Raw genomic sequence first — 22,537 nt, forward strand, 5'->3', positions numbered from 1 at the left:
TGCTGACGTATCCGTTGCATAGAAAGGAATAATTGATGTCGTCATTGCAAATTTCGCAAGGTTCGTTTCGCTTAAGCGATACCCGCAGGCTCAGCATTGAAGCGTTGGAACTGCACGGCGGCGAATGCTGGGCTTTCGTCGGTTCGAACGGAAGCGGCAAGTCGGCGCTGGCCATGGCGCTGTCCGACGAGCTGGCGCTGCTGGACGGCCGGCGCCAAAGCGATTTCCAGCGCGTGGCCCGCCTTTCTCTCGAACAGCTGCAAAAACTGGTGGCGCAAGAGTGGCAACGCAACAATACCGATTTGCTGAGCGCGGGCGAGGACGATACCGGGCGCACCACCGGCGAGATTATCCAGCAAGATCATGATGACCCGGCGTTTTGCCAAAGGCTGGCGGAGCAGTTCGGCATCACGCACCTGCTGGAGCGCAGGTTCAAATACCTGTCCACCGGCGAGACCCGTAAAACCCTGCTGTGCCAGGCGCTGATGGCCAGGCCCGATTTATTGATCCTCGATGAACCTTTTGACGGGCTGGACGTGGCTTCCCGCGCACAGCTTGCCGCCATGCTGCGCGGATTGGCGGGCCAGTCCATGGCCCTGGTGCTGGTACTCAACCGGTTTGACGATATTCCCGAATATATTGATAACGTCGGCATATTGGTGGACTGCACGCTGACCCGTACCGGCGAGCGGGCCGCCCTGCTGGCCGAAGCCCTGGTGGCCCAGCTGGCGCTGGCGGAGTCCCTGGACGGCGTCAGCCTGCCCGATACCGAGGTGCCGGGGCAAAAAGATGCGCTGCCGGCCGGGCAGCCGCTGATTACCCTGCGCAGCGGCGAGGTGTCCTACCAGGATCGCCCCATTTTGCACCGGCTCGACTGGGAGGTACTGCCGGGCCAGCATTGGCAAATCGTCGGCCCTAACGGCGCGGGCAAATCAACCTTGCTCAGCCTGGTCACCGGCGATCATCCCCAGGGCTACAGCAACGATCTCACCCTGTTTGGCCGCCGCCGCGGCAGCGGCGAAACCATCTGGGATATTAAACGCCATATCGGGTACGTCAGCAGCAGCCTGCACCTGGATTATCGGGTCAGCGCCAGCGCGCGCAGCGTTATTTTATCCGGTTTTTTTGATTCCATCGGCATCTATCAGGCGGTATCGGAGCGCCAGCAGCTGCTCACCCGGCAATGGTTGCAACTGTTAGGGCTGGCGGAGGCGGCGGAGGCGCCATTCCACAGCTTATCCTGGGGCCAGCAGCGCCTGACGCTGATTGCCCGCGCCCTGGTCAAGCATCCGGCGCTGTTGATCCTTGATGAGCCGCTGCAGGGCCTGGACCCTCTTAACCGGCAATTGGTGCGGCGCTGGATTGACGTACTGATTGGCCAAGGGGATACGCAGTTGTTGTTTGTCTCCCACCACGCCGAGGATGCGCCGGAATGTATTACCCATCGGCTGACCTTTGTTCCACAGGGCAAGGTTTATCGTTACCAAATCGATAATTTGGCGCAGGCCACCACTGCCGCCGGCTAAATCTCGCCCTGGTCAACGGATAATATAGCGGCAGGCCCCGACCGGCCGGGGCTGGCTCGCCGGTAATGAGAGCGTTACCATAAAGCGTGCCCATACTCTCCCGATCCATTCCCCTCCTATTTTGCCGGTTTGCCCGCGCTTAGCCTGGCACAGCGCGGCGGAAATACGCTAAAATCAAGTGTAATCGATTTCATTTTTATCGATAGGATCACTTTTTTTAACCTTAAATCATGATAATTTAATGCCAAGGAATGACATAGGAGACCTATATGTCCATATTGATCACGGGTGGTAGCGGTTACATCGGCAGTCATACCTGCGTGCAACTTTGCGCTGCCGGTTACAGCACGATTATTTTGGATAACCTCAGTAATAGTAAAGCCAGCGTGGTGGAGACCATCGCCCGTCTGGGCAACGCCGGAGAGCATAACCGGCCGGTATTCCATCAAGGAGATATCCGCGATAAAAGCTTATTGGCCAAGCTATTCGCCGAGCATACCATTGATGCCGTAATCCACTTCGCCGGTCTTAAAGCGGTGGGTGAATCAGTGCGTAACCCGGTTGAATATTATGATAATAATGTTTACGGCACCCTGACCCTGATAGAAGCCATGCGCGACGCGCGGGTGAAGAACCTGATATTCAGTTCCTCCGCCACGGTTTACGGCGATCAGCCCGTGATCCCCTATGATGAAAGCTTGCCTACCGGCCAACCTTCCAGCCCCTATGGGCGCAGCAAGCTGATGGTCGAGCAGATCTTACAAGATCTACAGCATGCCGAGCCGGACTGGAGCATTACGCTATTGCGCTATTTTAATCCGGTGGGCGCCCACCCCTCCGGCGATATGGGGGAAGACCCGCAGGGCGTCCCTAATAACCTGATGCCGTTTATTGCCCAGGTGGCGGTGGGCCGCAGGCCTTCCCTGGCGATCTTCGGTAATGATTTTCCCACACCTGACGGCACCGGCGTACGGGACTATATTCATGTAATGGATTTGGCCGACGGCCATGTCGCGGCGCTCAAGGCGCTGCGCAATAAAGCCGGTACCCATATTTATAATCTGGGGGCCGGCGTCGGCCATAGCGTGCTGGAGGTCGTTGAAGCCTTTAGCCGGGCTTGTGGTAAACCGGTTCCTTACCATTTTGCCCCGCGCCGCGATGGCGATTTGGCCGCCTATTGGGCCGCGCCGGAAAAAGCCGCCCGCGATTTGCATTGGCGCGTAAGTCGTTCCCTGGAAGATATGGCCAACGACACCTGGCGCTGGCAGTCCCGGCACCCGAACGGTTATCCGGATTAAGGAGAAAGTATGCAGCAGTTCAATCCCGTCGATCATCCCCATCGCCGGTACAATCCGCTAAGCGGACAGTGGGTTTTGGTATCGCCCCACCGCGCCAAGCGCCCATGGCAGGGCCAGCAGGAGACGCCTTCGGCCCTGACGTTGCCCAAACACGATCCGGCTTGTTTTCTTTGTCCCGGCAATACCCGGGTCTCCGGCGACAAGAATCCCGATTACCAAACCACGTACGTTTTTACCAACGATTTTGCCGCCCTGATGACGGACACCCCGGACGCCACGCCAAGCGCCAATCCATTAATGCGCTGTGAAAGCGCGCGCGGCACCAGCCGGGTGATCTGTTTTTCCCCGGATCACAGCAAAACCTTGCCGGAACTGTCCCTGCCGGCATTGGAAGCCATTGTCAAAACCTGGCGGGAGCAAAGCGCCGATTTGGGTAAAACCTACCCCTGGGTGCAGGTGTTTGAGAATAAAGGCGCGGCCATGGGCTGCTCCAATCCCCATCCCCATGGCCAAATCTGGGCCAATAGCTTTTTGCCCAATGAGGCCGAGCGGGAAGATCGTTTACAGCGGGAGTATCTGCAAGAGCATGATGCGCCGCTGCTGATGGATTATCTGCGCCTGGAATTGGCCGACGGCGGCCGCACGGTGGTGGAAACGGAACATTGGCTGGCGGTGGTGCCCTATTGGGCGGCCTGGCCGTTTGAAACGCTGCTGCTGCCCAAAGCCCATGTGCTGCGCCTGGACAATCTCAATGCAGCCCAAAGCGCCGATCTGGCCGTGGCGATCAAAAAGCTTACCAGCCGTTATGACAATCTGTTTAACTGCTCTTTCCCTTATTCCATGGGGTGGCACGGCGCGCCGTTTATCGATCGGGATAATAGCCATTGGCAGCTGCATGCCCATTTCTATCCGCCGCTGCTGCGTTCGGCCACGGTGCGAAAATTTATGGTCGGTTATGAAATGCTGGCGGAAACCCAGCGCGATCTGACCGCTGAACAAGCCAGCGACCGCCTGCGCGCGGTTAGCGATATTCACTTTCGGGAATCCGGAGCGTCACTATGACCAGTAACCCTGCCAGCTTGAAAAACAAGACTGAATCTGTATTTCGCCAATCTTTTGGTTACGATGCGGCCCTGACCGTGAAAGCCCCCGGACGCGTCAACCTGATTGGCGAGCATACCGACTATAATGATGGTTTTGTGCTGCCCTGCGCCATAGATTATGAAACGGTGGTCAGCTGCGCCAAGCGCGACGATCGCCAAATCCGGGTGATTGCCGTGGATTGTGACGGCGAGCAAGATATTTTTTCGCTGGATGAGCCAATTTTGTCTCATGAAACCCAGCAATGGTCTAACTATGTGCGCGGAGTGGTAAAGCATCTGCAACAGCGCGATCCGGGTTTCGGCGGCGCCGATTTGGTGCTGAGCGGCAATGTTCCCCAAGGCGCGGGCTTAAGCTCGTCGGCGTCGCTGGAAGTCGCGGTGGGCAAGGCGATTCAAACCCTTTATCACTTGTCCCTGGACAATGTGGCCCTGGCGCTGAATGGCCAGGAAGCCGAAAATCAGTTTGTCGGCTGTAACTGCGGTATTATGGATCAGCTGATTTCCGCCTTGGGCAAAGATAACCATGCCTTATTAATCGACTGCCGGACGTTGGGCACACGCGCGGTACCCATGCCGGATAACGTGGCGGTGGTGATTATCAACTCCAACGTTAAACGCGGACTGGTGGATAGCGAGTATAACGCCCGGCGCGAACAGTGCGAAACCGGCGCGCGCTTTTTTACCGCCGACAAGCTGCGGGATGTGGAGCTTAGCCAGTTCAAAGCGGTGGAAAAGGACCTTGATCCGGTGGTCGCCAAACGCGTACGCCACGTGCTGACCGAAAACGCCCGGACGCTGGCCGCGGCCGACGCCCTGGCGGCGGGCGATTTAACCCGGATGGGCATTCTGATGGCCGAGTCCCACGCTTCGATGCGTGATGATTTTGAGATCACCGTCCCGCCGATTGATACGCTGGTGGAGATTGTGAAAGAAGCCATCGGCGATGACGGCGGCGTGCGTATGACCGGCGGCGGTTTCGGCGGCTGCGTGGTGGCCCTGATGCCGACCGATCGGGTGGATGCGGTGCGCGCGGCGGTGGCCAGCCGGTATCACCAGCAAACCGGCATTAAAGAGACGTTCTATGTGTGTCACGCGTCAGAAGGAACAGCGATATGCTAAAAGAGTATGAATCCGGTATTGCCCCCGACGGCAAGCCCTTCCAGTGCGTGACCCTGGGAACCGAACAGGGTATGCAAATTACCCTGATGGACTGGGGCGCCACCTGGCTGTCCTGCCAGTTTCCCCTGGCTTCCGGCAACAAGCGCGAGGTGCTGCTGGGCTGCCCCTCGCCGGCGGAATATCCTACCCAGGACGCCTATTTGGGCGCCACGGTAGGCCGCTACGCCAACCGCATCGCCAATTCTGCGCTGTCCCGCGCCGGCCAGACCTGGGCGCTCAGCGCCAATCAGGGCGCCCATCAGCTGCACGGCGGCCCCGAGGGTTTTAACGCCCGGCGCTGGGAATGCATTGAACATACGCTGACCACGGCGCGCTTCCGGCTGCATTCCGCCGACGGCGATCAGGGTTTTCCCGGCAATCTGGTGGCCGAAGTCGGTTATACGGTGACCGAAGACCAGCAGGTGGTCATCGACTATACCGCCACGGTGGACCGGTCTTGTCCGGTCAATTTGACCAATCACGCCTATTTTCATCTGGACGGGGCCAATAGCGACGTGCGCAAGCAAACCCTGCAACTTTACGCCGCGCAATATTTGCCGGTGGATAGCGAAGGCATCCCCTGCGCGCCGCTGGCGGACGTGGAAAATACCGGCATGGATTTCCGCCAGCCGAAAACCATCGCCAAGGATTTTCTGGGCGATCGCGATCAACAGCGCATGAAGGGATACGATCACGCGTTCCTGCTCTATCCGGCCTGCCAGAACGGCGACAGTCCCGCCGCGCAGCTGTGGTCGGCGGACGGACAGGTCTTGCTGAAAGTGTTCACCACCGCCCCGGCCCTGCAGTTGTATACCGGTAATTTCCTGGCCGGCACGCCGGCGCGCCAGGGCGGGGATTATCAGAATTACAGCGGCGTGGCGCTGGAAAGCGAGTTTTTGCCGGATAGCCCGAATCATCCCGAATGGCCGCAGCCTGATTGCTGGTTGCAGCCCGGGGAAACCTATCATTCACAAACCCGTTACCAGCTAATCGCGCTATAAAATATTGTGCAAAACCATTTATTTCGCACTGTTTGACCTTATGCGGTTGCCGCCCTGCCCGGCCAGGCAATATAATGATAATAGTTTTCATAAAAATCTTTAGACTTTAAGGAGTCAAGCGATGGCTGTAACGAAACTGGTTCTGGTACGACACGGTGAAAGCCAGTGGAACAATGAAAATCGTTTCACCGGCTGGACGGACGTCGATCTGTCCGACAAAGGCCGTACTGAAGCGAAGCAAGCGGGAAAGCAGCTGAAAGAAGAAGGCTTTATCTTTGACTTTGCTTACACCTCCGTTTTAAAACGCGCTATCCATACCTTGTGGAATATCCTGGATGAGTTGGATCAAGCCTGGCTGCCGGTGGAAAAATCCTGGCGCCTGAACGAGCGCCACTACGGCGCGCTGCAGGGTTTGAATAAAGCCGAAACCGCTGAAAAATACGGTGACGAACAGGTTAAGCAGTGGCGCCGCGGTTTTGCCGTGACCCCGCCGGAACTGACTCGCGATGACGAACGTTTTCCCGGCCATGACGCGCGTTATGCCAGCCTGACCGCCGAAGAATTGCCGACCACCGAAAGCCTGGCGCTGACCATCGAACGCGTCACTCCTTACTGGAATGAGACTATTTTACCGCGCATGAAAAAAGGCGAGCGCGTCATTATCGCCGCCCACGGCAACTCCATCCGGGCATTGGTTAAATTCCTCGATAATATGAGCGAAGACGAAATCCTTGAACTGAACATCCCTACCGGCGTGCCGCTGGTATATGAGTTCGATGAAAATATGAAACCGACCAAGCATTACTATCTGGGTAACGCGGAAGAAATCGCCGCCAAGGCCGCTGCGGTAGCCAACCAGGGTAAAGCGAAGTAAGCCCGTTCGCCCCGCCGCCTGACCGGGCGGGGCAATCTCGTTCCCATGCCTGCCCCGCTTTATCCGCCCATCCGTCCCAGCTAATCACACCGCGTCTTCGGACAGGCGGGTTTCATCACGCCGGAACGACGGCCTGCGGACTAAGGCTACGTCGGGCGCGCACCGCCTGCGCCAGTTGGCTTAACAGGGTTTCGGTATCTTCCCAGCCTATGCAGGCATCGGTAATACTTTTGCCGTACACCAGCGCCGCGCCGCTTTCCAGGCTCTGGCTGCCTTCCACCAGATGGCTTTCCACCATAACGCCGATAATGCCCGTTTCACCGCTGGCCAATTGCGTGCAAACGTCCTGGGCGACGTCCATCTGCTTTTTAAATTGCTTGCTGCTGTTGGCATGGCTGAAATCGATCATCACCTGGGCCGGCAGGTTGGCTTTGGCTAACCCCACTTTTACCGCATTAACGTGGTGGGCGCTGTAGTTGGGCTCCCGGCCGCCGCGCAGGATAATATGGCAATCGCCATTACCGCTGGTGTTCACAATGGCGGAATGGCCCCATTTGGTCACCGACAGGAAGCAATGGGGTGCGCCCGCGGCATTGATGGCGTCGATGGCGACCTTGATCGTACCATCGGTACCGTTTTTAAAGCCGACCGGGCAAGAGAGCCCCGACGCCAGTTCGCGATGCACCTGCGATTCCGTGGTCCGGGCGCCGATGGCCCCCCAGCTCATGAGATCGGCGACATATTGCGGGGTGATCATATCAAGGAACTCCCCGGCCGCCGGCAAACCGGTATCGTTGATCTCCAGCAGGAGTTTGCGGGCGATGCGCAGGCCTTCGTTGATCTGGAAGCTGTTATCCATCAACGGATCGTTGATCAGCCCTTTCCAACCTACCGTGGTGCGCGGTTTTTCAAAATAAACCCGCATGACGATTTCCAGTTCGCCCTGCCACTGGTTACGTAGCTCCAGCAAGCGCGCGGCGTACTCTTTTGCCGCTTCGGTATCATGGATGGAGCAGGGCCCGATCACCACCAGCAGGCGATCGTCGCTGCCCTTGAGGATTTTGTGGATGGCGGAGCGCGCGGCCGAGACCGTCCTGGCGGCGCGGTCGGTGGCCGGGAATTTCTCCAGCAATGCCACTGGCGGCAGCAGCTCTTTGATGTCTTTAATTCTTAAATCGTCGTTGAGGTAATTCATAGTCGGTCTGTTTTCTCTCCACGCTGCTGCGCTAATCTGGAAGGTCAATAAAATATGTCTGTAACGCCATGAAATGCGCCGTTTAATCTAGCCGGCTAAAATCACGCTGTAAATGTACTTTTCAAGCTTTGACGCTTAAATCAGCTGCAAATTTGATAACTGCCGATTATTGACTATGCTTAAACAATGTTAAGGCAAAGATATCGGGAAGTTATCTTCCTAAATTAATTGTCATAACACTTCCTTGCGAGGCCATCCCACGGGCCTTACAGAGGTTTTACGTTCGCTGAAAATGTATAAATGCGGGCTTGATATCCACCCCTGGCACGAAAGAGGGATAATAATATGCAAACCAACACTACCAAGAAAATGGCAATGCTTTTTATTACCGCAGTTATGACCTTTGGCAGCGGTGCGGCTTTAGCGGCCAGCAACTCCGCTGCGGCCAATGATTCCAATAACGGCCAGGAAAATCAATCTGGCAGCGCCGGTTCCAAAGAAAATGCTGCGCCTAATGGCGTAAGCAACAGCCAAATCAACACTGGCGGTACCGATACGTCCAAGACCGGCAGCACCGATGAAAAAGCCGATCTGAACGCATCCGAAGTCCATAAAAATACCATGTGTAAAGATGGACGCTGCCCTGATACCAATTCCAAAGTGGAAACCGGTACTGGCACCACCAATACCGAAGCTACTAAAACCGACGGTACCACGAATTAATATTTAGGTGTATGAGTGCCATTGCGGGCATATATTCATACATCAGTTTAATCGCTGCAAGTTGCACCACGTTTTTTAAAGCGACGGCTTAAACACATTTAGGCTAACCATGATAATCAGGCTTCGGCCTGATTTCTTTTTTTATAGGACCGGCGGCTAATTGTCCTCATGCGCCGGTTGCCGCGGCGCCTGCTCTATAATACCCCGATAAATTCCTACGGCAACCGCCCCCTTTCTCCGGTATTATCGAGGCAGATTGATTCAATCAATGACGGGATATTTTATGGCATCGACACCTGCCCATGCGCATGGCGCGACGGAAAATAGCAATAACAAGCGCCTGATGGCGGCATTTGTGGTGACGGCCGTATTTATGGCGGTGGAAGTGGTCGGCGGCGTAATGTCGGGTTCGCTGGCCTTGCTGGCCGATGCGGGCCATATGCTGACCGATGCGGCCGCGTTGCTGATGGCGCTGATGGCGGTGCGTTTCGCGCAGCGCAAACCCAATAGCCGGCACACCTTCGGTTATCTGCGGCTGACGACCCTGGCGGCCTTTTTGAATGCCCTGGCCTTGTTGGTGATTACCCTGCTGATTGTGTGGGAGGCGATTCGCCGTTTTTATCAGCCGCATCCTATCCAGGGTTGGACGATGATGGTGATTGCCGTCGCCGGGTTGGTGGCCAATTTGCTTTCTTTCTGGCTGTTGCACGGCGGCGAAGGCGAGAAAAATATTAATTTGCGGGCCGCGGCGCTGCATGTGCTGGGGGATTTGCTGGGGTCGGTGGGCGCCATCGCGGCGGCGGTGGTAATTATGATGACCGGCTGGATGCCAATCGATCCGATTTTATCGATTTTGGTGTCTTGCCTGGTGCTGCGCAGCGGCTGGCGGTTGTTGCGCGAGAGTTTGCATGAATTGCTGGAGGGGACGCCCAGCCAGATCGATATCGATAAATTGAAGCGCGAGTTGTCGCTGAATATTCCCGAAGTGCGTAATGTGCATCATGTGCATATTTGGCTGATAGGGGAGAGGCCGGTGATGACGCTGCATGCGCAGGTGGTGCCGCCTTATGACCATGATGCGCTGCTGCACCAGATCCAGGATTATTTATTGGATCATTATCAGATCGGTCATGTGACGGTGCAGATGGAGTATCAGCAGTGTCCGCAGGATGATTGCGGTATTACCGAGGGCAGTAGCGAACTGGCGCACGCGCATCATCATCATTGAAGGTGGGGCTGGTCGAGTACCGCTCGTTGGGACCCGGCGGATCGCGGGCTTGCCGCGCCGCCGGGTGGGCGCGGGGTCAGGCGTTGCCGGTGACGCGGAGTTTGAGTTCGGCGGCAAAGGCCAGCATGCGGTTCAGGGGGATAAGGGCCTTGTGGCGGAGTTCATCGGCAACCAGCACCTCGTGGGTCTGTCCGCCGTGTTCGAGGCCGTCAGCGACCGCTTTAAGGCCGTTCATGGCCATCCAAGGGCAGTGGGCGCAGCTGCGGCAGGTGGCGCCTTCTCCGGCGGTGGGCGCTTCAAGCAGGGTTTTGTCGGGGCAGGCCTGCTGCATTTTATAGAAGATGCCGCGATCGGTGGCGACAATCATTTGCTGCTGGGGCAGGGTTCTGGCCGCCTGGATTAGTTGGCTGGTGGAGCCCACCGCATCGGCCAGATCGACGATGGCCTGCGGGGATTCGGGATGGACCAGGATCGCCGCGTGGGGGTAGAGCCGTTTCATGCGCAGGAGCGCCTGGGTTTTGAATTCGTCATGAACGATGCAGGCGCTTTGCCAGCACAGGATGTCCGCGCCGGTTTGCTGTTGGACATAGCGTCCCAGGTGGCGATCCGGCGCCCAGATGATTTTTTCGCCTAGGCTGTCAAGGTGCTCGATGAGTTCGACGGCGATGCTGGAGGTTACGACCCAGTCCGCGCGGGCTTTGACCGCCGCCGAAGTATTGGCATACACCACCACGGTACGATCCGGGTGGGCATCGCAGAAGGCGCTGAATTCATCTACCGGGCAACCGAGATCGAGGGAGCATTCCGCTTTGAGGGTAGGCATCAGTACGGTTTTTTCGGGACTGAGGATTTTTGCGGTTTCGCCCATGAACCGTACGCCGGCGACCAATAAGGTGGTTGCGGGGTGGGTGCTGCCGAAGCGGGCCATTTCCAGGGAGTCGGCGACGCAGCCGCCGGTGGCTTCGGCCAGGGCCTGGATTTCCGGGTCGGTGTAGTAGTGGGCGACCATGACCGCGTTGCGCTGTTTTAGCAGGCGTTTGATTTTTTCATGGTAAAACTGCTTTTCATCCGCACCCAGGGCGCGGGGCTTGGGAGGAAAAGGGTAAATCGCCGCATTGACGTCCAGGAGTTCGCTCATAGCTAGTCTCTTCACTTTAGTTCAGTAACGGTTGTTCCGTCACCTGGGTTCCGCGCTTGGGCTACGTGCTGGAGAGCCGGGTAGTCTTTGCGGCCTGCTTGTTTTATATACTAAACAAAATAATCAATTTTAAGGGAAAAGTCGCCTTATTTTTGTTATTTTACGTTTTTTTGTTTAGCTGGGATTACTTTTGGGCGGGTTGACAGCAATAAGGGATGAATCAGGGCGAAACTTTAGATGATTTTGGCCCGCGGTACTACTCGATAAGTGCGATAAAGAGATGCCGATCGAATTTTAAGCAGGTTCAAATCCGGCACGACAAGCGGTTTCCGTGAGTTTTGTATTAGAATGTTAAAGGATGAATATCTTTGAAAGTGGTGGGTCGTGCAGGATGACTCGGCCGTTGGCCTCGCCCTGCGGGTCGTTGCCGTACGGCAACGCTGTCTCGCAAAGCTCGACTCGAACCTGCGCAGGTTCAAATCCGGCACGACAAGCGATTTCTGTGAGTTTTGTATTAGAATGTTAAAGGATGAATATCTTTGAAAGTGGTGGGTCGTGCAGGATTCGAACCTGCGACCAATTGATTAAAAGTCAACTGCTCTACCAACTGAGCTAACGACCCATAACAGGGGATACTGCGTTTGTAGCGGATAATTGGTGGGTCGTGCAGGATTCGAACCTGCGACCAATTGATTAAAAGTCAACTGCTCTACCAACTGAGCTAACGACCCCGATATCCGTAATTTTGCTGTTACCGCGGGTAAAACGCTTTCCCTTGGCAACGGCGGCATATATTACTAACTAAATTATTCTGCGCAACCTAAATTTCCCACAATAGCGTTCAACTGCTTGATCTTCGAGCACTCAGGCCTAAATCCGGCGAATTAAACCTCGTTTAGACCCAAATGGTTTAAAGACTGGCCAATCGTTTTTGCGCTTGTTTGGCAGAATCGGTATTTGGATAAAGTTTGATCACCTGCTGGTAAACGGCCTTAGCTTTGTCGGTTTGGCCTTTTTCCTGCATGATTACCCCAACTTTAAACAGTGCTTCGGAGCTTTTCGGCGATTTCGGATAATTTTTGACGACCAGGGCAAAATAGTAAGCCGCGTCGTCTTTTTTACCCTTGTTGTAATTCAACTGACCGAGCCAGTAATTCGCATTCGGCTGGTAGGTTGAATCAGGATAGCGTTTTATAAAGTTCTGAAATGCCGTGATACCCTCATCGTACTGTTTTTTCTCCAGTACCAGGGCTACCGCCGCGTTGTAATCGGTATTGGCATCACCCGTGCTGGCGCCGACCGACGGAGCCGCCGCCGCTTGGGGAGCATCACCATTGGGTGCAGGACTGGCATTGTCGGCGCCAGCGCCCGTTGAAGCCGCATCCTGGCCGCCTTTGCCGCTGCTCAGGCTGTCCATTTGCTGGTAGATTTGTTTCTGGCGTTCAACCACCTGCGAGAGTTGATACTGATTTTCCTGGATTTGACCCCGTAAAGAATCGATATCGCGCTGGGAGTCGGAAAGCTGTTGCTGAAGTTGGGTTAATAGCTGGCCGTGAGCATTGGAGATACGCTCAAGTTGAGTGACCCGGTCTTCCACCGAGCCTGAGCCTACATTACTGATTGGCGCTTGGGCGGTAGCGGCCCAGGGGGCCGCTACGCCAACCAGCAACGACAGACTTAGCAAATAATGTCTGAAGTTACCGCTCATGCAATTCTCTTAGTATACCAGTACGGCACGACGGTTCTTGGCGTAAGCCGATTCGTCATGTCCCAGTACGGCCGGTTTTTCTTTACCGTAAGATACGATAGAGATCTGATCGGCAGTTACGCCTTTACCCTGAAGATACATCTTCACGGCGCTGGCGCGACGTTCGCCCAGGGCGATGTTGTATTCCGGCGTACCGCGTTCATCCGCATGACCTTCAATGGTCACTTTATAAGACGGATTGCTGCGCAGGAAGTTAGCATGCGCGTCCAGCATTTGAGCAAAATCAGAACGGATGTCGTACTTATCAAGATCAAAGTAGACGATATTGTTCCTTTGCAGCTCTTGCATCTGCAGACGAGCCTGTTCTTCGGAGGACGCATTGCCGCTATTGGCACTGTCCATACCATTAGTGCCAGCGCCCATGGCCGAATCAGCACCATTGTTCGCGCTTTTGTGGGAACTACACGCGGCGATAGCCAGTACCGGCACAGCCAACATCAGCCCTTTTAGCACTTTGTTCAGTTGCATCTCATTTTCCTTTTATAGTTTGCCATACATATTTACACATGCATCACAGATACGGAGACCAGGCAGGAAATTTGACCTGTCCATCAGTCGCCGGAAGACGCGCTTTGAAACGCCCATCAATCGAAACCAGTTGTAGCACGGACCCCATCCCTTGTGTAGAGCTGTAGATAACCATGGTGCCATTGGGCGCGATGCTTGGCGTCTCATCCAGGAACGTGGCCGATAATACTTGCACGGCTCCCGTTGCCAGATCTTGTTTTGCGATATGTTGAGCGCCGCCGTTGCTGCTGACCATGACCAGGAATTTCCCGTCCGCGCTCACGTCCGCATCCTGATTCTGGGAACCTTCCCAGGTCAGGCGCTGCGGACTACCGCCATTAATTCCAATTTTGTAGACTTGCGGACGACCGCCCTGATCCGAGGTATAAGCCAGCGTCTGGCTATCTGGGAACCAGGTGGGTTCCGTGTTATTGCTGCGACCGTTGGTCACCTGCGTGATCTGGCCGGAGCCCAAATTCATGACATACAGATTCAAGCTGCCGGACTTCGACAGGGCGAACGCCAGTTTAGAACCGTCGGGAGAGAATGCCGGCGCGCCGTTATGCTGCGGGAAGCTGGCAATCTGCCGGATGCTGCTGGTGGCCAGGGTTTGCACCACCAGGGCGGAACGGCCGCTTTCAAAGGTCACGTAGGCCAGTTTGCTGCCGTCAGGAGACCAGGCCGGAGACATCAGCGGCTGAGGCGAACGATGGACCACAAACTGATTGAACCCGTCGTAATCCGCTACGCGGACCTCATAAGGATACTGCCCGCCATTGGTTTGCACCACATAAGCTATGCGGGTGCGGAACGCGCCCTTGATCCCGGTCAATTTTTCAAAGGTTTCGTCGCTGGCGGTATGCGCGGCATAGCGCAACCACTGCTTGGTCACTTTAAATTGGTTCTGCGCCAGGATAGAGCCCGGATTGCCGGAGGTGTCCACCAATTGGTAGGAAACCACATAACCGCCGTCGGCGCTGGGCTGAACCTGCCCAATCACCACTGCGTCGATGCCCAGCGCGGTCCATGCCGCCGGCGTGACTTCGGCCGCGGTGGTCGGCTGCTGGGGCAGCCGCGAAACGTCGAGAGGATTGAATTTACCGCTGTTGCGTAAATCCGCCGCCACGATACCGCCAACCTCTGCCGGCGCCGCGCCCGGACCTGCCCATTTAAACGGGACCACGCCAATCGGACGAGCCGAATCTACCCCCTGCGTGATCTCAATTCGCACTTCCGCATGCAGCACGGATGCCCATAATAGTAATATACCTAGCGCTACTCGAAATGCCTGCTTCATTTCATCTCCCATACCGAGGCGATACGCCCCGATAAATTAGCAGAATTTTAACTAAACCACTTAAACAAAACCATAAATCACAAGTAGACAACATAGTCTAAATCTTAAACATCTACCGTTAAATTTTGACTTCTTTACCATTTATTGCGGTTTAAAATCAATTGGCGCGTTTTTAAAGACTTCATAGACCGCCTGGCTGGGCGGTTTAGGTATTTTCGCCAGCTTAGCCGCTGAAACCGCCGCTTTACAAAGGGCTTCATCACCGCCCTCTTCCGCCACCGAAATCAACATGCCGTCCGGTGCCAGTTTCATTCTTAACACGCAGGTTTTGCCGTTAAACGCGGGATCGCTATAAAAGTGCTGCATGATCGCCGCTTTCACCTGTTGTCCATAGCTATTGATATCCGCTCCCGACGCCCCGCTCTCCTTGCTGGTGCCGGTACCTTTAGGTTTACTGGCTCCGCTTGGCCCGCCGCCGGCCTTAGGCGCGTTTTTCGAATCGGTTAATCCGCCGAGCAAATCATCCACTTCGCTGGACTGCTTGGCGGCTGCGGCGGCCGCGGCTTTTTTCGCATCCCCGGCGGCTTTTTTGGCTGCCGCCGCAGCGGCTTTGGCTTCAGCGGCCGCGGCGGCCTTGGCTTCGGCGGCCTGATCGGCTTTAGCCTGGGCGGCGGCGGCGGCTTTTTCTTTAGCCGCTTCGGCTTTGGCGGCTTCGGCTTTTTCGGCCGCGGCGGCCTTGGCGGCCTCGGCTTTAGCGCTGGCCGCTTGCGCCGCGGCTTCTTTCTTGGCGTCTTCTACCGCTTTAGCCTTGGCCGCCTGGTCCGCTTTGGCCTGGGCCTGAGCCTGGGCCGCGGCATCCGCCTGTTTTTTAGCCGCGGCCGCGGCGGCGGCCTGTTTGCTGGCCTCGGCTTCGGCCTGTTTTTTCGCTTCGGCGGCGGCTTTGGCCTGCTGCGCGGCTTCGGCCTTGGCGGTTGCCGCGGCGGCTTCAGCCTGTTTCTGCTGTTCCTTGGCCTGGGCAGTGGCGGCTTCGGCCTGCTGCTTTTGCTCAGCCGCCTGCTTCGCGGCTTCCGCGGCTTCTTTCTGCTGCTCGGCCTGCTGCGCTTTTTGCTGTTCTTTTTGCTGCTGCGCCGCTTCCTGCGCCGCCAGCCGATCTTTTTCCAGTTCTTTCAGGCGCTGCTGCTCGGCGGCCTGCTTTTGCTGTAGCTCTTCCGCCTGCTGCTGCGCCTGCTTTTCACGCAGCTGCGATGCACGCTGGGCGTCCGTCTGCTGCTGCTGTTGACGATTATATTGCTGTACCACGGCACCGGGATCGACCATTACAGCGTCGATGGACGAGCCGCCGCCTCCGCCGCCACTCGATTCGAGATTCTGCGTGTAAGAACTCCAGACCAGCAAGCCGACCAGGAGAATATGCAGAACAATCGAAATAATAATGGCACGTTTGAGCTTGTCGTTCTGTTCGGTTGCCTTTACCACAATCGATTCCCAAAAACAGGTTTGCCAGATAGAGCGCGCATAATCAGCATGCCATTAAATAGGCTGCGTCATCAGGCCCACCGACTTGACGCCGGCCTGATGCAGCAAATTCAGCGCCTTGATAATCTCATCATAGGGCACATCTTTCGCGCCGCCGATCAGAAATATCGTTTTAGGATTGGCCGTAATGCGCGTGCGCGCCTCGGCGACCACCTGCTCTGACGGCAACTGTTCCATACGGTTATGATCCACCACCAGACTGTACTGGCCCACACCCGACACTTCAACGATCACGGGCGGATTATCATCGGTACTGACCGCCTTCGAATCGGTCGCGTCAGGCAGGTCCACCTCGACGCTCTGGGTAATGATGGGCGCCGTCGCCATGAAAATTAACACCAGTACCAGTAAAACGTCGAGCAAGGGAACGATGTTAATCTCTGACTTAATTTGATTTCGACCACGTCTCCGGGCCATGTTCTCCCCTCCTTCTTACTTAGCGCTATCGCTGGCGAAGGCCTGGCGATGCAGGATGGCGATGAACTCTTCGGTAAAGTTGTCGTAATTCTGGTCCAGCTTGTTCACCCGCTGGCTCAGCCGGTTATAAGCCATAACCGCGGGGATGGCGGCAAACAGGCCGATGGCGGTGGCGATCAGCGCTTCGGCGATACCGGGGGCCACCATTTGCAGGGTCGCCTGCTTTACCGCGCCCAGCCCGATGAAGGCATGCATGATACCCCATACCGTCCCGAACAGGCCGATATATGGACTGATGGAACCCACGGTTCCCAGAAAAGGGATATGCGTTTCAAGCGCTTCCAGCTCGCGGTTCATGGAAATGCGCATGGCGCGCGAAGCGCCTTCCACCACCGCTTCCGGCGCATGGCTGTTGGCGCGGTGCAACCGGGCGAACTCTTTAAAACCGGAATAGAAAATCTGCTCGGACCCCGTCAGGGTGTCCCGGCGGGTCTGGCTTTCCTGATACAGGCGGGACAGTTCAATACCGGACCAGAATTTATCCTCAAAGGCTTCCGCCTCGCGGGTGGCCGTGTTTAAAATACGGGTGCGCTGGATGATAATCGCCCAGGATGCAATGGAAAAGCACATCAAAATCAACATGATCAGTTTAACCAGAAAGCTAGCTTTCAGGAACAGATCAAAAATGTTCATGTCAGTCACTGCTTGAACTCCGCGACAATAGACTTAGGAAGCGCGATAGGCTTCATTTGGTGTGGATCAATACAGGCTATCAAAACATCCGCCTGGCTGAGAAGTTGCCCTTCAGCGTTCAGGATGCGTTGCGCAAAAGTCAGAGAGGCACCGCGCATTGAAACGATTTCACTTTCTACTTGCAGCAAATCGTCCAGACGCGCTGAGGCGAGATAGTCCACCGTGATGCGCCTTACCACAAAAGCGATGTTCTCGCTTAGCAAGGCTTGCTGATGGAAGTTATGCTGGCGCAGCATTTCGGTACGTGCTCTTTCATAAAAAACCACATAGCGTGCGTGAAAAACCACACCCCCGGCGTCTGTATCTTCATAATAGACTCGTACCGGCCATCGGAATAACGTATTACTCACTGTACATCCCAGCAACGCAAAACAACGGTGCTTACTATACGCAAGACCTGCCGCGTTTGAAATGAATTACCGGTAGTGAATGAAAATAATTATGACAATACGCGGTCGATCACGGTAAAAAACCCGCGGCATGTTAATGAACCTACCGGAGTGCTAATGAAAAGCATGCTATCGAAATAGCATGCTAACAGAATAAATGCCTGATTAATGCCCGCCAGGCGGATCAACCCGCCGGCTATTGGAAGGAATAGATCAAGGCAATCGCCAGCAGTATCATCGCCGCCAGCGGCAGGAAGAACAACCGCCAACCCCAACGGCGCGGATGGAAACCGACCCCGTGAATCACCCCCGCGCACACGGCCCAGACGATCAGCAGGTTATGCCAGGCGGACAGCGAACTGGTGGCCGAGGCGAAACGCGCCGGCATCCAGAACACGCACCCGGCGAGCACCAGCGCCATCACCAGCGAAAGGGCCCGCAGCGGGCCCTTGTCGGTGAGGCGATAGAGCCTATCGGTTAATGACGCAATCACTTCAGGTCATTCTCAACGCTTTGACCGTCTATTCTGCTGTCTTCATGATGTTCCAGCGCCAGGGCGGTAATAATCCCAAAGGCACAGGCAAGAAGCGTTCCGAGAATCCAGGCAAAATACCACATTTTCCAGCTCCTTAATCAGTACAGCGAATGCGAGTTTTGTTCAATGTGCTCTTTGGTGATGCGGCCATACATCTTGTAATAACACCAAATGGTATAGAGCAACACAATCGGCACAAAAATCACGGCAACGATAGTCATGACTTTCAAGGTCAGCAGGCTCGACGTCGCATCCCACACGGTCAGGCTGGCCTCGGGCATCGTCGTGGACGGCATGATGAACGGGAACAGCGTGATCCCCGCCGTCAGGATGACGCAGGCGACGGTCAGCGAAGAGAAGACAAATGCCCAGGCGCCTTTGCCAAGCCGTGAACAAAGGATGGTCAACAGCGGCAACACCACGCCCAAGGCGGGAATGGCCCAGATCGCCGGATAGCTGTGATAGTTAGCCAGCCAGGCGCCGGCCTGATGCGCCACCGTTTTATTCAGCGGGTTGGATACGGCATTCATATCGATAACCGAGGTAATGGTAAAGCCGTCGATACCGTTAACCACCCAAATGCCGCCCAGCAGGAAGGTCACCAGGGTAACCAGGCTGCTGATTTGCGTCACGGTACGCACCCGCACCAGCAAATCGCCGCTGGTGCGCATTTGCAGATACGTGCCGCCCATGGATAAAAACATGGACAGGCTGACAATACCGGCCAGCAACCCGAACGGGTTCAGCAATTGGAAAAACGTACCGGTATAAAACAGCCGCAGGTATTCATCCACATGGAATGGCACGCCTTGCAATAAATTGCCGAAGGCGACGCCAATCACTACCGGCGGCACGAAGCTGCCGATAAAAATGCCCCAGTCCCACATGCCGCGCCAGCGCGGATCTTCGATTTTAGACCGATAATCAAAACCCACCGGACGGAAAAACAGCGATGCCAGCACCAGGATCATGGCGATATAAAAGCCGGAGAACGCGGCGGCATACACCATCGGCCAGGCGGCGAACAGGGCGCCCCCCGCGGTTACCAGCCACACCTGGTTACCTTCCCAATGAGGGGCGATGGTGTTGATCATCACGCGGCGCTCGGTATCGGTGCGCCCGAGAATGCGCACCAGCATGCCGACCCCCATATCAAAACCATCGGTAACCGCAAAACCTATCAGCAGGACCCCGATCAACACCCACCAGATCAAGCGTAACACTTCGTAATCAAACATGGCTCAGTCTCCTGTTAATGTGCTTTCTGCATGGCGAGCGTCGGCTGTTCAAAATGATAACGGCCGGTTTTCAGGCTGCTCGGCCCCAGGCGCGCGTATTTGAACATCAAATACATTTCCGCCACCAGGAACAGGGTATAAAGCCCGCAGATTAAGCCCATGGAGAACAGGATATCCCCCGCGGTCAGCGAAGAATTGGCCACCGCCGTAGGCAAGATTTCACCGATGGCCCAGGGTTGGCGGCCATACTCCGCCACGAACCACCCGGCTTCAATCGCAATCCAGGGAATGGGAATGCCGTACAGCGCCGCGCGGTGCAGCCAGCGTTTCTGCCCGATGCGGTTACGCACCACGCTCCAGAACGACAGGGTGATGATAATCAGCATCAGCACGCCGCCAAGCACCATGATGCGGAAAGAGAAGTACAGCGGCGCCACGCGCGGGATGGAATCATTGGTGGCGCGCTGAATCTGGTCTTCCGTGGCGTTCGGCACGTCCTCGGTATAACGCTTCAACAGCAGCCCGTAACCCAAATCCTGCTTGACCTCGTTGAACTGGCTGCGCACCGCCGCATCGGCATGGCCGCTGCGCAACTGCTGCAACAATTCATAGGCTTTCATGCCGTTGCGGATACGAATCTGGTGCTGGGTCATCAAATCCTTAATGCCGGTCACCTGGCGATCCGTCGAACGGGTCGCGATGATACCGAGGGCAAAAGGAATCTGAATGGAGAAATTATTGCGCTGCGTCGCCTGGTTGGGAATGCCAAACAGGGTAAACGAAGCCGGGGCCGGCTGCGTATCCCACTCCGCTTCTATCGCCGCCAGCTTGGTCTTCTGCACGTCGCCCATTTCATAACCGGATTCATCGCCCAGCACGATAACGGATAACACCGCCGCCATGCCGAACGCCGCCGCAATGGCATACGAACGCCGGGCAAACGCGATATCCCGCCCCTTAAGCAGATAATAAGAACTGATGCCGAGCACAAACATCGCGCCGGTACAGTAACCCGCGGCCACGGTATGCACGAATTTCACCTGGGCAACCGGGTTAAGCACCAGATCGGCGAAGCTCACCATTTCCATGCGCATGGTTTCATAATTGAAATCCGACGCGATGGGGTTTTGCATCCAGCCATTGGCCACCAATATCCACAGCGCGGAGAGGTTGGAGCCTAAGGCCACCATCCAGGTTACCGTCAAATGCTGCGTTTTACTCAGGCGATCCCACCCGAAGAAAAACAGGCCGACAAAGGTAGACTCCAAAAAGAAAGCCATTAATCCTTCGATGGCCAGGGGGGCACCGAAAATGTCGCCGACGTAATGAGAGAAATAAGACCAGTTGGTCCCGAACTGGAACTCCATGGTCAGACCGGTGGCCACGCCCAGGGCAAAGTTTATACCAAACAACTTGCCCCAGAATTTAGTCATATCTTTATAAACTTGCTTGCCGGAAAGAACGTACACCGTTTCCATGATGGCTAATAAAAAAGCCAGTCCCAGGGTTAATGGAACAAACAGAAAATGGTACATCGCAGTTAGGGCAAACTGTAACCGTGACAGTTCGACGACATCAAACATGTTGACTCCTTGCTCCTCGCGAGATGGCTCCCACGTGCGGTAATCTGGCGCTTCGATGTCACGAAGCTACGCAACAACCCGCGGTGAATAATAAAGAGTTTATAATTGTTCCTGGCCTTCGGCCGCACCGCAAACCACCAACGCCAGGGCGCTGACGCGGAAAATCGAAGGCGGATTTTAATGAAACAGCACTATCTGAATAAAACAGTTCACATAGTACCCCTCAACTTACTCAGGATAAATACCTTTTTTCGTGACGCCGGTAGTGAAATGACATCTCGATCAAAACAGCCCGTAACATGCATTAATCATAAAATTGCGCTAGCGCAAGTTACGCTAATTTGAACATAAAACGCTACAAATAATCATTGATTTAGCGCAATTTTTATCACGCCATGTTAAAAAATATTATTTATTTATTTCAAAAAAGGCTTGATGTTAAAAAAGTGTAATTAATAAGATCGCTAAATTATCTTAAAAGAAAAACACCCGCTGAAAGTATTTTTAATTTGTTACAGCGCAATTATTTTATCACCGCCACCGATAATCCGAGCGCCCGCTTACAATTATGGTTTTTATTTGAAATAAATGTGGATCAAGCATTAATAAAAACGCACGCCCCGCCACCTCCTCCCCATCCGGGAACCACCTCAAACGAACAGTACGCCAGCAAACAGACGCAGAATCCTAGCTCTGTTAAAGGGAAAGCATGCCGTAGCGGTAATGCCTCGGCATGCTAGGCCCGCAATCACCAAAGCCAGCATCGAGACATGTTAAAGGGAGAGCATGCCGTAGCGGTGATGCCTCGGCATGCTAGGCCCGCTATCGCCAGAATCAGCATCGCGACATGTTAAAAGGAGGGCATGCCGTAGGGGTTGAGGCGGCCATCTCCTGGCCGTCCGAACGCCCCTTGGCATGCTAGGCCCGCTATCACCAGAATCAGCATCGAGACATGTTAAAGGGAGAGCATGCCGTAGGGGTTGAGGCGGCCATCTCCTGGCCGTCCGAACGCCCCTTGGCATGCTAGGCCCGCTATCACCAGAATCAGCATCGCGACATGTTAAAAGGAGGGCATGCCGTAGCGGTGATGCCTCGGCATGCTAGGCCCGCAATCACCCCAGCATCGAGACATGTTAAAGGGAGAGCATGCCGTAGCGGTTGAGGCGGCCATCTCCTGGCCGTCCGAACGCCCCTTGGCATGCTAGGCCCGCAATCACCAAAGCCAGCATCGAGACATGTTAAAGGGAGAGCATGCCGTAGGGGTTGAGGC

At 55.5% G+C, this 22,537-nt stretch carries 21 protein-coding genes, 2 tRNA genes and 1 other RNA gene; 8 read left to right on the plus strand and 16 right to left on the minus strand.

Features of this window, described 5'->3' with window-relative positions; all coding sequences use genetic code 11:
- The first annotated feature begins 35 nt into the window (after nt 1-35).
- The 6 genes from modF to gpmA all read left to right on the plus strand — a co-directional run bounded on the left by modF (nt 36) and on the right by gpmA (nt 6,960).
- Nucleotides 36-1,526, plus strand: coding sequence for a molybdate ABC transporter ATP-binding protein ModF (gene modF / locus ACL2XP_RS19125; RefSeq protein WP_413734650.1), 1,491 nt, complete (start codon nt 36-38; stop codon nt 1,524-1,526).
- Nucleotides 1,527-1,795: 269 nt separating this feature from the next.
- The gene (galE, locus tag ACL2XP_RS19130) at nt 1,796-2,824 is read left to right on the plus strand and encodes a UDP-glucose 4-epimerase GalE (RefSeq protein WP_413734651.1); all 1,029 of its coding nucleotides are present in this window, start codon (nt 1,796-1,798) and stop codon (nt 2,822-2,824) included.
- A gap of 9 nt (nt 2,825-2,833) precedes the next feature.
- A complete protein-coding gene (gene galT / locus ACL2XP_RS19135; RefSeq protein ID WP_413734653.1) occupies nt 2,834-3,886 on the plus strand; it encodes a galactose-1-phosphate uridylyltransferase in 1,053 nt (350 codons plus the stop codon).
- Nucleotides 3,883-5,046 (plus strand): galactokinase, encoded by a 1,164-nt coding sequence (gene galK, locus ACL2XP_RS19140; protein ID WP_413734654.1) that lies wholly within the window; start codon nt 3,883-3,885, stop codon nt 5,044-5,046. Before galT ends, galK begins: the two co-directional genes overlap by 4 nt.
- On the plus strand, nt 5,040-6,086 hold the full coding sequence (gene galM, locus ACL2XP_RS19145; RefSeq protein WP_413734655.1) for a galactose-1-epimerase: 1,047 nt from the start codon (nt 5,040-5,042) through the stop codon (nt 6,084-6,086). The genes galK and galM overlap by 7 nt, the downstream gene beginning before the upstream one ends.
- A 121-nt stretch (nt 6,087-6,207) precedes the next feature.
- Complete coding sequence (gene gpmA, locus ACL2XP_RS19150) at nt 6,208-6,960, plus strand: 2,3-diphosphoglycerate-dependent phosphoglycerate mutase (RefSeq protein ID WP_413734656.1); 753 nt, start codon at nt 6,208-6,210, stop codon at nt 6,958-6,960.
- Between the two features lie 115 nt (nt 6,961-7,075).
- On the opposite strand, the gene aroG is transcribed toward gpmA, so the two are convergent.
- On the minus strand, nt 7,076-8,155 hold the full coding sequence (gene aroG / locus ACL2XP_RS19155) for a 3-deoxy-7-phosphoheptulonate synthase AroG (protein ID WP_413734657.1): 1,080 nt from the start codon (nt 8,153-8,155) through the stop codon (nt 7,076-7,078).
- Between the two features lie 345 nt (nt 8,156-8,500).
- Here aroG and ACL2XP_RS19160 point away from each other — a divergent pair, with 345 nt between their 5' ends.
- Nucleotides 8,501-8,878: a protein YbgS gene (locus ACL2XP_RS19160; protein ID WP_413734658.1), complete on the plus strand. Its 378-nt coding sequence runs from the start codon at nt 8,501-8,503 to the stop codon at nt 8,876-8,878.
- A 283-nt stretch (nt 8,879-9,161) separates the two neighbouring features.
- Nucleotides 9,162-10,106 (plus strand): CDF family zinc transporter ZitB, encoded by a 945-nt coding sequence (gene zitB, locus ACL2XP_RS19165; RefSeq protein WP_413734659.1) that lies wholly within the window; start codon nt 9,162-9,164, stop codon nt 10,104-10,106.
- A gap of 76 nt (nt 10,107-10,182) precedes the next feature.
- Here zitB and nadA read toward each other — a convergent pair whose 3' ends face one another.
- The 15 genes from nadA to cydA all read right to left on the minus strand — a co-directional run bounded on the left by nadA (nt 10,183) and on the right by cydA (nt 21,267).
- The gene (gene nadA / locus ACL2XP_RS19170; protein WP_413734660.1) at nt 10,183-11,244 is read right to left on the minus strand and encodes a quinolinate synthase NadA; all 1,062 of its coding nucleotides are present in this window, start codon (nt 11,242-11,244) and stop codon (nt 10,183-10,185) included.
- A 375-nt stretch (nt 11,245-11,619) separates the two neighbouring features.
- Nucleotides 11,620-11,746, minus strand: a non-coding RNA gene (locus ACL2XP_RS19175) — RtT sRNA.
- 44 nt (nt 11,747-11,790) lie between these two features.
- Nucleotides 11,791-11,866: transfer RNA gene (locus ACL2XP_RS19180), tRNA-Lys, on the minus strand.
- Between the two features lie 33 nt (nt 11,867-11,899).
- A tRNA-Lys gene (locus ACL2XP_RS19185) sits at nt 11,900-11,975 on the minus strand.
- Nucleotides 11,976-12,154: 179 nt separating this feature from the next.
- Nucleotides 12,155-12,952, minus strand: a complete 798-nt coding sequence (gene cpoB / locus ACL2XP_RS19190; protein ID WP_413734661.1) for a cell division protein CpoB — start codon at nt 12,950-12,952, stop codon at nt 12,155-12,157.
- Nucleotides 12,953-12,961: 9 nt separating this feature from the next.
- Complete coding sequence (pal, locus tag ACL2XP_RS19195; protein ID WP_413734662.1) at nt 12,962-13,480, minus strand: peptidoglycan-associated lipoprotein Pal; 519 nt, start codon at nt 13,478-13,480, stop codon at nt 12,962-12,964.
- 43 nt (nt 13,481-13,523) lie between these two features.
- Nucleotides 13,524-14,816, minus strand: coding sequence for a Tol-Pal system beta propeller repeat protein TolB (tolB, locus tag ACL2XP_RS19200; protein ID WP_413734663.1), 1,293 nt, complete (start codon nt 14,814-14,816; stop codon nt 13,524-13,526).
- 141 nt (nt 14,817-14,957) lie between these two features.
- Entirely contained in the window at nt 14,958-16,292 is a 1,335-nt protein-coding gene (gene tolA, locus ACL2XP_RS19205; RefSeq protein ID WP_413734664.1) for a cell envelope integrity protein TolA, read from the minus strand.
- A gap of 54 nt (nt 16,293-16,346) precedes the next feature.
- Nucleotides 16,347-16,769 carry a colicin uptake protein TolR gene (tolR, locus tag ACL2XP_RS19210; protein WP_413734666.1) on the minus strand — a complete coding sequence of 141 codons (423 nt, stop codon included), beginning with the start codon at nt 16,767-16,769 and terminating at the stop codon, nt 16,347-16,349.
- A 15-nt stretch (nt 16,770-16,784) separates the two neighbouring features.
- On the minus strand, nt 16,785-17,471 hold the full coding sequence (gene tolQ, locus ACL2XP_RS19215) for a Tol-Pal system protein TolQ (protein ID WP_413734667.1): 687 nt from the start codon (nt 17,469-17,471) through the stop codon (nt 16,785-16,787).
- Nucleotides 17,468-17,872, minus strand: a complete 405-nt coding sequence (gene ybgC, locus ACL2XP_RS19220) for a tol-pal system-associated acyl-CoA thioesterase (RefSeq protein ID WP_413734668.1) — start codon at nt 17,870-17,872, stop codon at nt 17,468-17,470. Before ybgC ends, tolQ begins: the two co-directional genes overlap by 4 nt.
- 235 nt (nt 17,873-18,107) lie before the next feature.
- Nucleotides 18,108-18,401, minus strand: a complete 294-nt coding sequence (gene ybgE / locus ACL2XP_RS19225) for a cyd operon protein YbgE (protein ID WP_413739227.1) — start codon at nt 18,399-18,401, stop codon at nt 18,108-18,110.
- Nucleotides 18,401-18,529: a cytochrome bd-I oxidase subunit CydX gene (gene cydX / locus ACL2XP_RS19230; protein WP_413734670.1), complete on the minus strand. Its 129-nt coding sequence runs from the start codon at nt 18,527-18,529 to the stop codon at nt 18,401-18,403. Before cydX ends, ybgE begins: the two co-directional genes overlap by 1 nt.
- A 15-nt stretch (nt 18,530-18,544) precedes the next feature.
- Nucleotides 18,545-19,684 (minus strand): cytochrome d ubiquinol oxidase subunit II, encoded by a 1,140-nt coding sequence (gene cydB / locus ACL2XP_RS19235; protein WP_413734671.1) that lies wholly within the window; start codon nt 19,682-19,684, stop codon nt 18,545-18,547.
- Between the two features lie 14 nt (nt 19,685-19,698).
- Nucleotides 19,699-21,267 carry a cytochrome ubiquinol oxidase subunit I gene (cydA, locus tag ACL2XP_RS19240; protein WP_413734672.1) on the minus strand — a complete coding sequence of 523 codons (1,569 nt, stop codon included), beginning with the start codon at nt 21,265-21,267 and terminating at the stop codon, nt 19,699-19,701.
- Nucleotides 21,268-22,537: the final 1,270 nt, after the last annotated feature.

The organism is Sodalis sp. RH21 (genome assembly GCF_047324175.1).
GTDB lineage: Bacteria > Pseudomonadota > Gammaproteobacteria > Enterobacterales > Enterobacteriaceae > Acerihabitans.

Bases quoted from the DNA above. Each gene is read 5' to 3' on its own strand.
- modF (WP_413734650.1), top strand. From the start codon at position 36: ATGTCGTCATTGCAAATTTCGCAAGGTTCGTTTCGCTTAAGCGATACC.
- galE (WP_413734651.1), top strand. From the start codon at position 1,796: ATGTCCATATTGATCACGGGTGGTAGCGGTTACATCGGCAGTCATACC.
- galT (WP_413734653.1), top strand. From the start codon at position 2,834: ATGCAGCAGTTCAATCCCGTCGATCATCCCCATCGCCGGTACAATCCG.
- galK (WP_413734654.1), top strand. From the start codon at position 3,883: ATGACCAGTAACCCTGCCAGCTTGAAAAACAAGACTGAATCTGTATTT.
- galM (WP_413734655.1), top strand. From the start codon at position 5,040: ATGCTAAAAGAGTATGAATCCGGTATTGCCCCCGACGGCAAGCCCTTC.
- gpmA (WP_413734656.1), top strand. From the start codon at position 6,208: ATGGCTGTAACGAAACTGGTTCTGGTACGACACGGTGAAAGCCAGTGG.
- aroG (WP_413734657.1), bottom strand. From the start codon at position 8,155: ATGAATTACCTCAACGACGATTTAAGAATTAAAGACATCAAAGAGCTG.
- ACL2XP_RS19160 (WP_413734658.1), top strand. From the start codon at position 8,501: ATGCAAACCAACACTACCAAGAAAATGGCAATGCTTTTTATTACCGCA.
- zitB (WP_413734659.1), top strand. From the start codon at position 9,162: ATGGCATCGACACCTGCCCATGCGCATGGCGCGACGGAAAATAGCAAT.
- nadA (WP_413734660.1), bottom strand. From the start codon at position 11,244: ATGAGCGAACTCCTGGACGTCAATGCGGCGATTTACCCTTTTCCTCCC.
- cpoB (WP_413734661.1), bottom strand. From the start codon at position 12,952: ATGAGCGGTAACTTCAGACATTATTTGCTAAGTCTGTCGTTGCTGGTT.
- pal (WP_413734662.1), bottom strand. From the start codon at position 13,480: ATGCAACTGAACAAAGTGCTAAAAGGGCTGATGTTGGCTGTGCCGGTA.
- tolB (WP_413734663.1), bottom strand. From the start codon at position 14,816: ATGAAGCAGGCATTTCGAGTAGCGCTAGGTATATTACTATTATGGGCA.
- tolR (WP_413734666.1), bottom strand. From the start codon at position 16,769: ATGGCCCGGAGACGTGGTCGAAATCAAATTAAGTCAGAGATTAACATC.
- cydX (WP_413734670.1), bottom strand. From the start codon at position 18,529: ATGTGGTATTTTGCCTGGATTCTCGGAACGCTTCTTGCCTGTGCCTTT.
- cydB (WP_413734671.1), bottom strand. From the start codon at position 19,684: ATGTTTGATTACGAAGTGTTACGCTTGATCTGGTGGGTGTTGATCGGG.
- cydA (WP_413734672.1), bottom strand. From the start codon at position 21,267: ATGTTTGATGTCGTCGAACTGTCACGGTTACAGTTTGCCCTAACTGCG.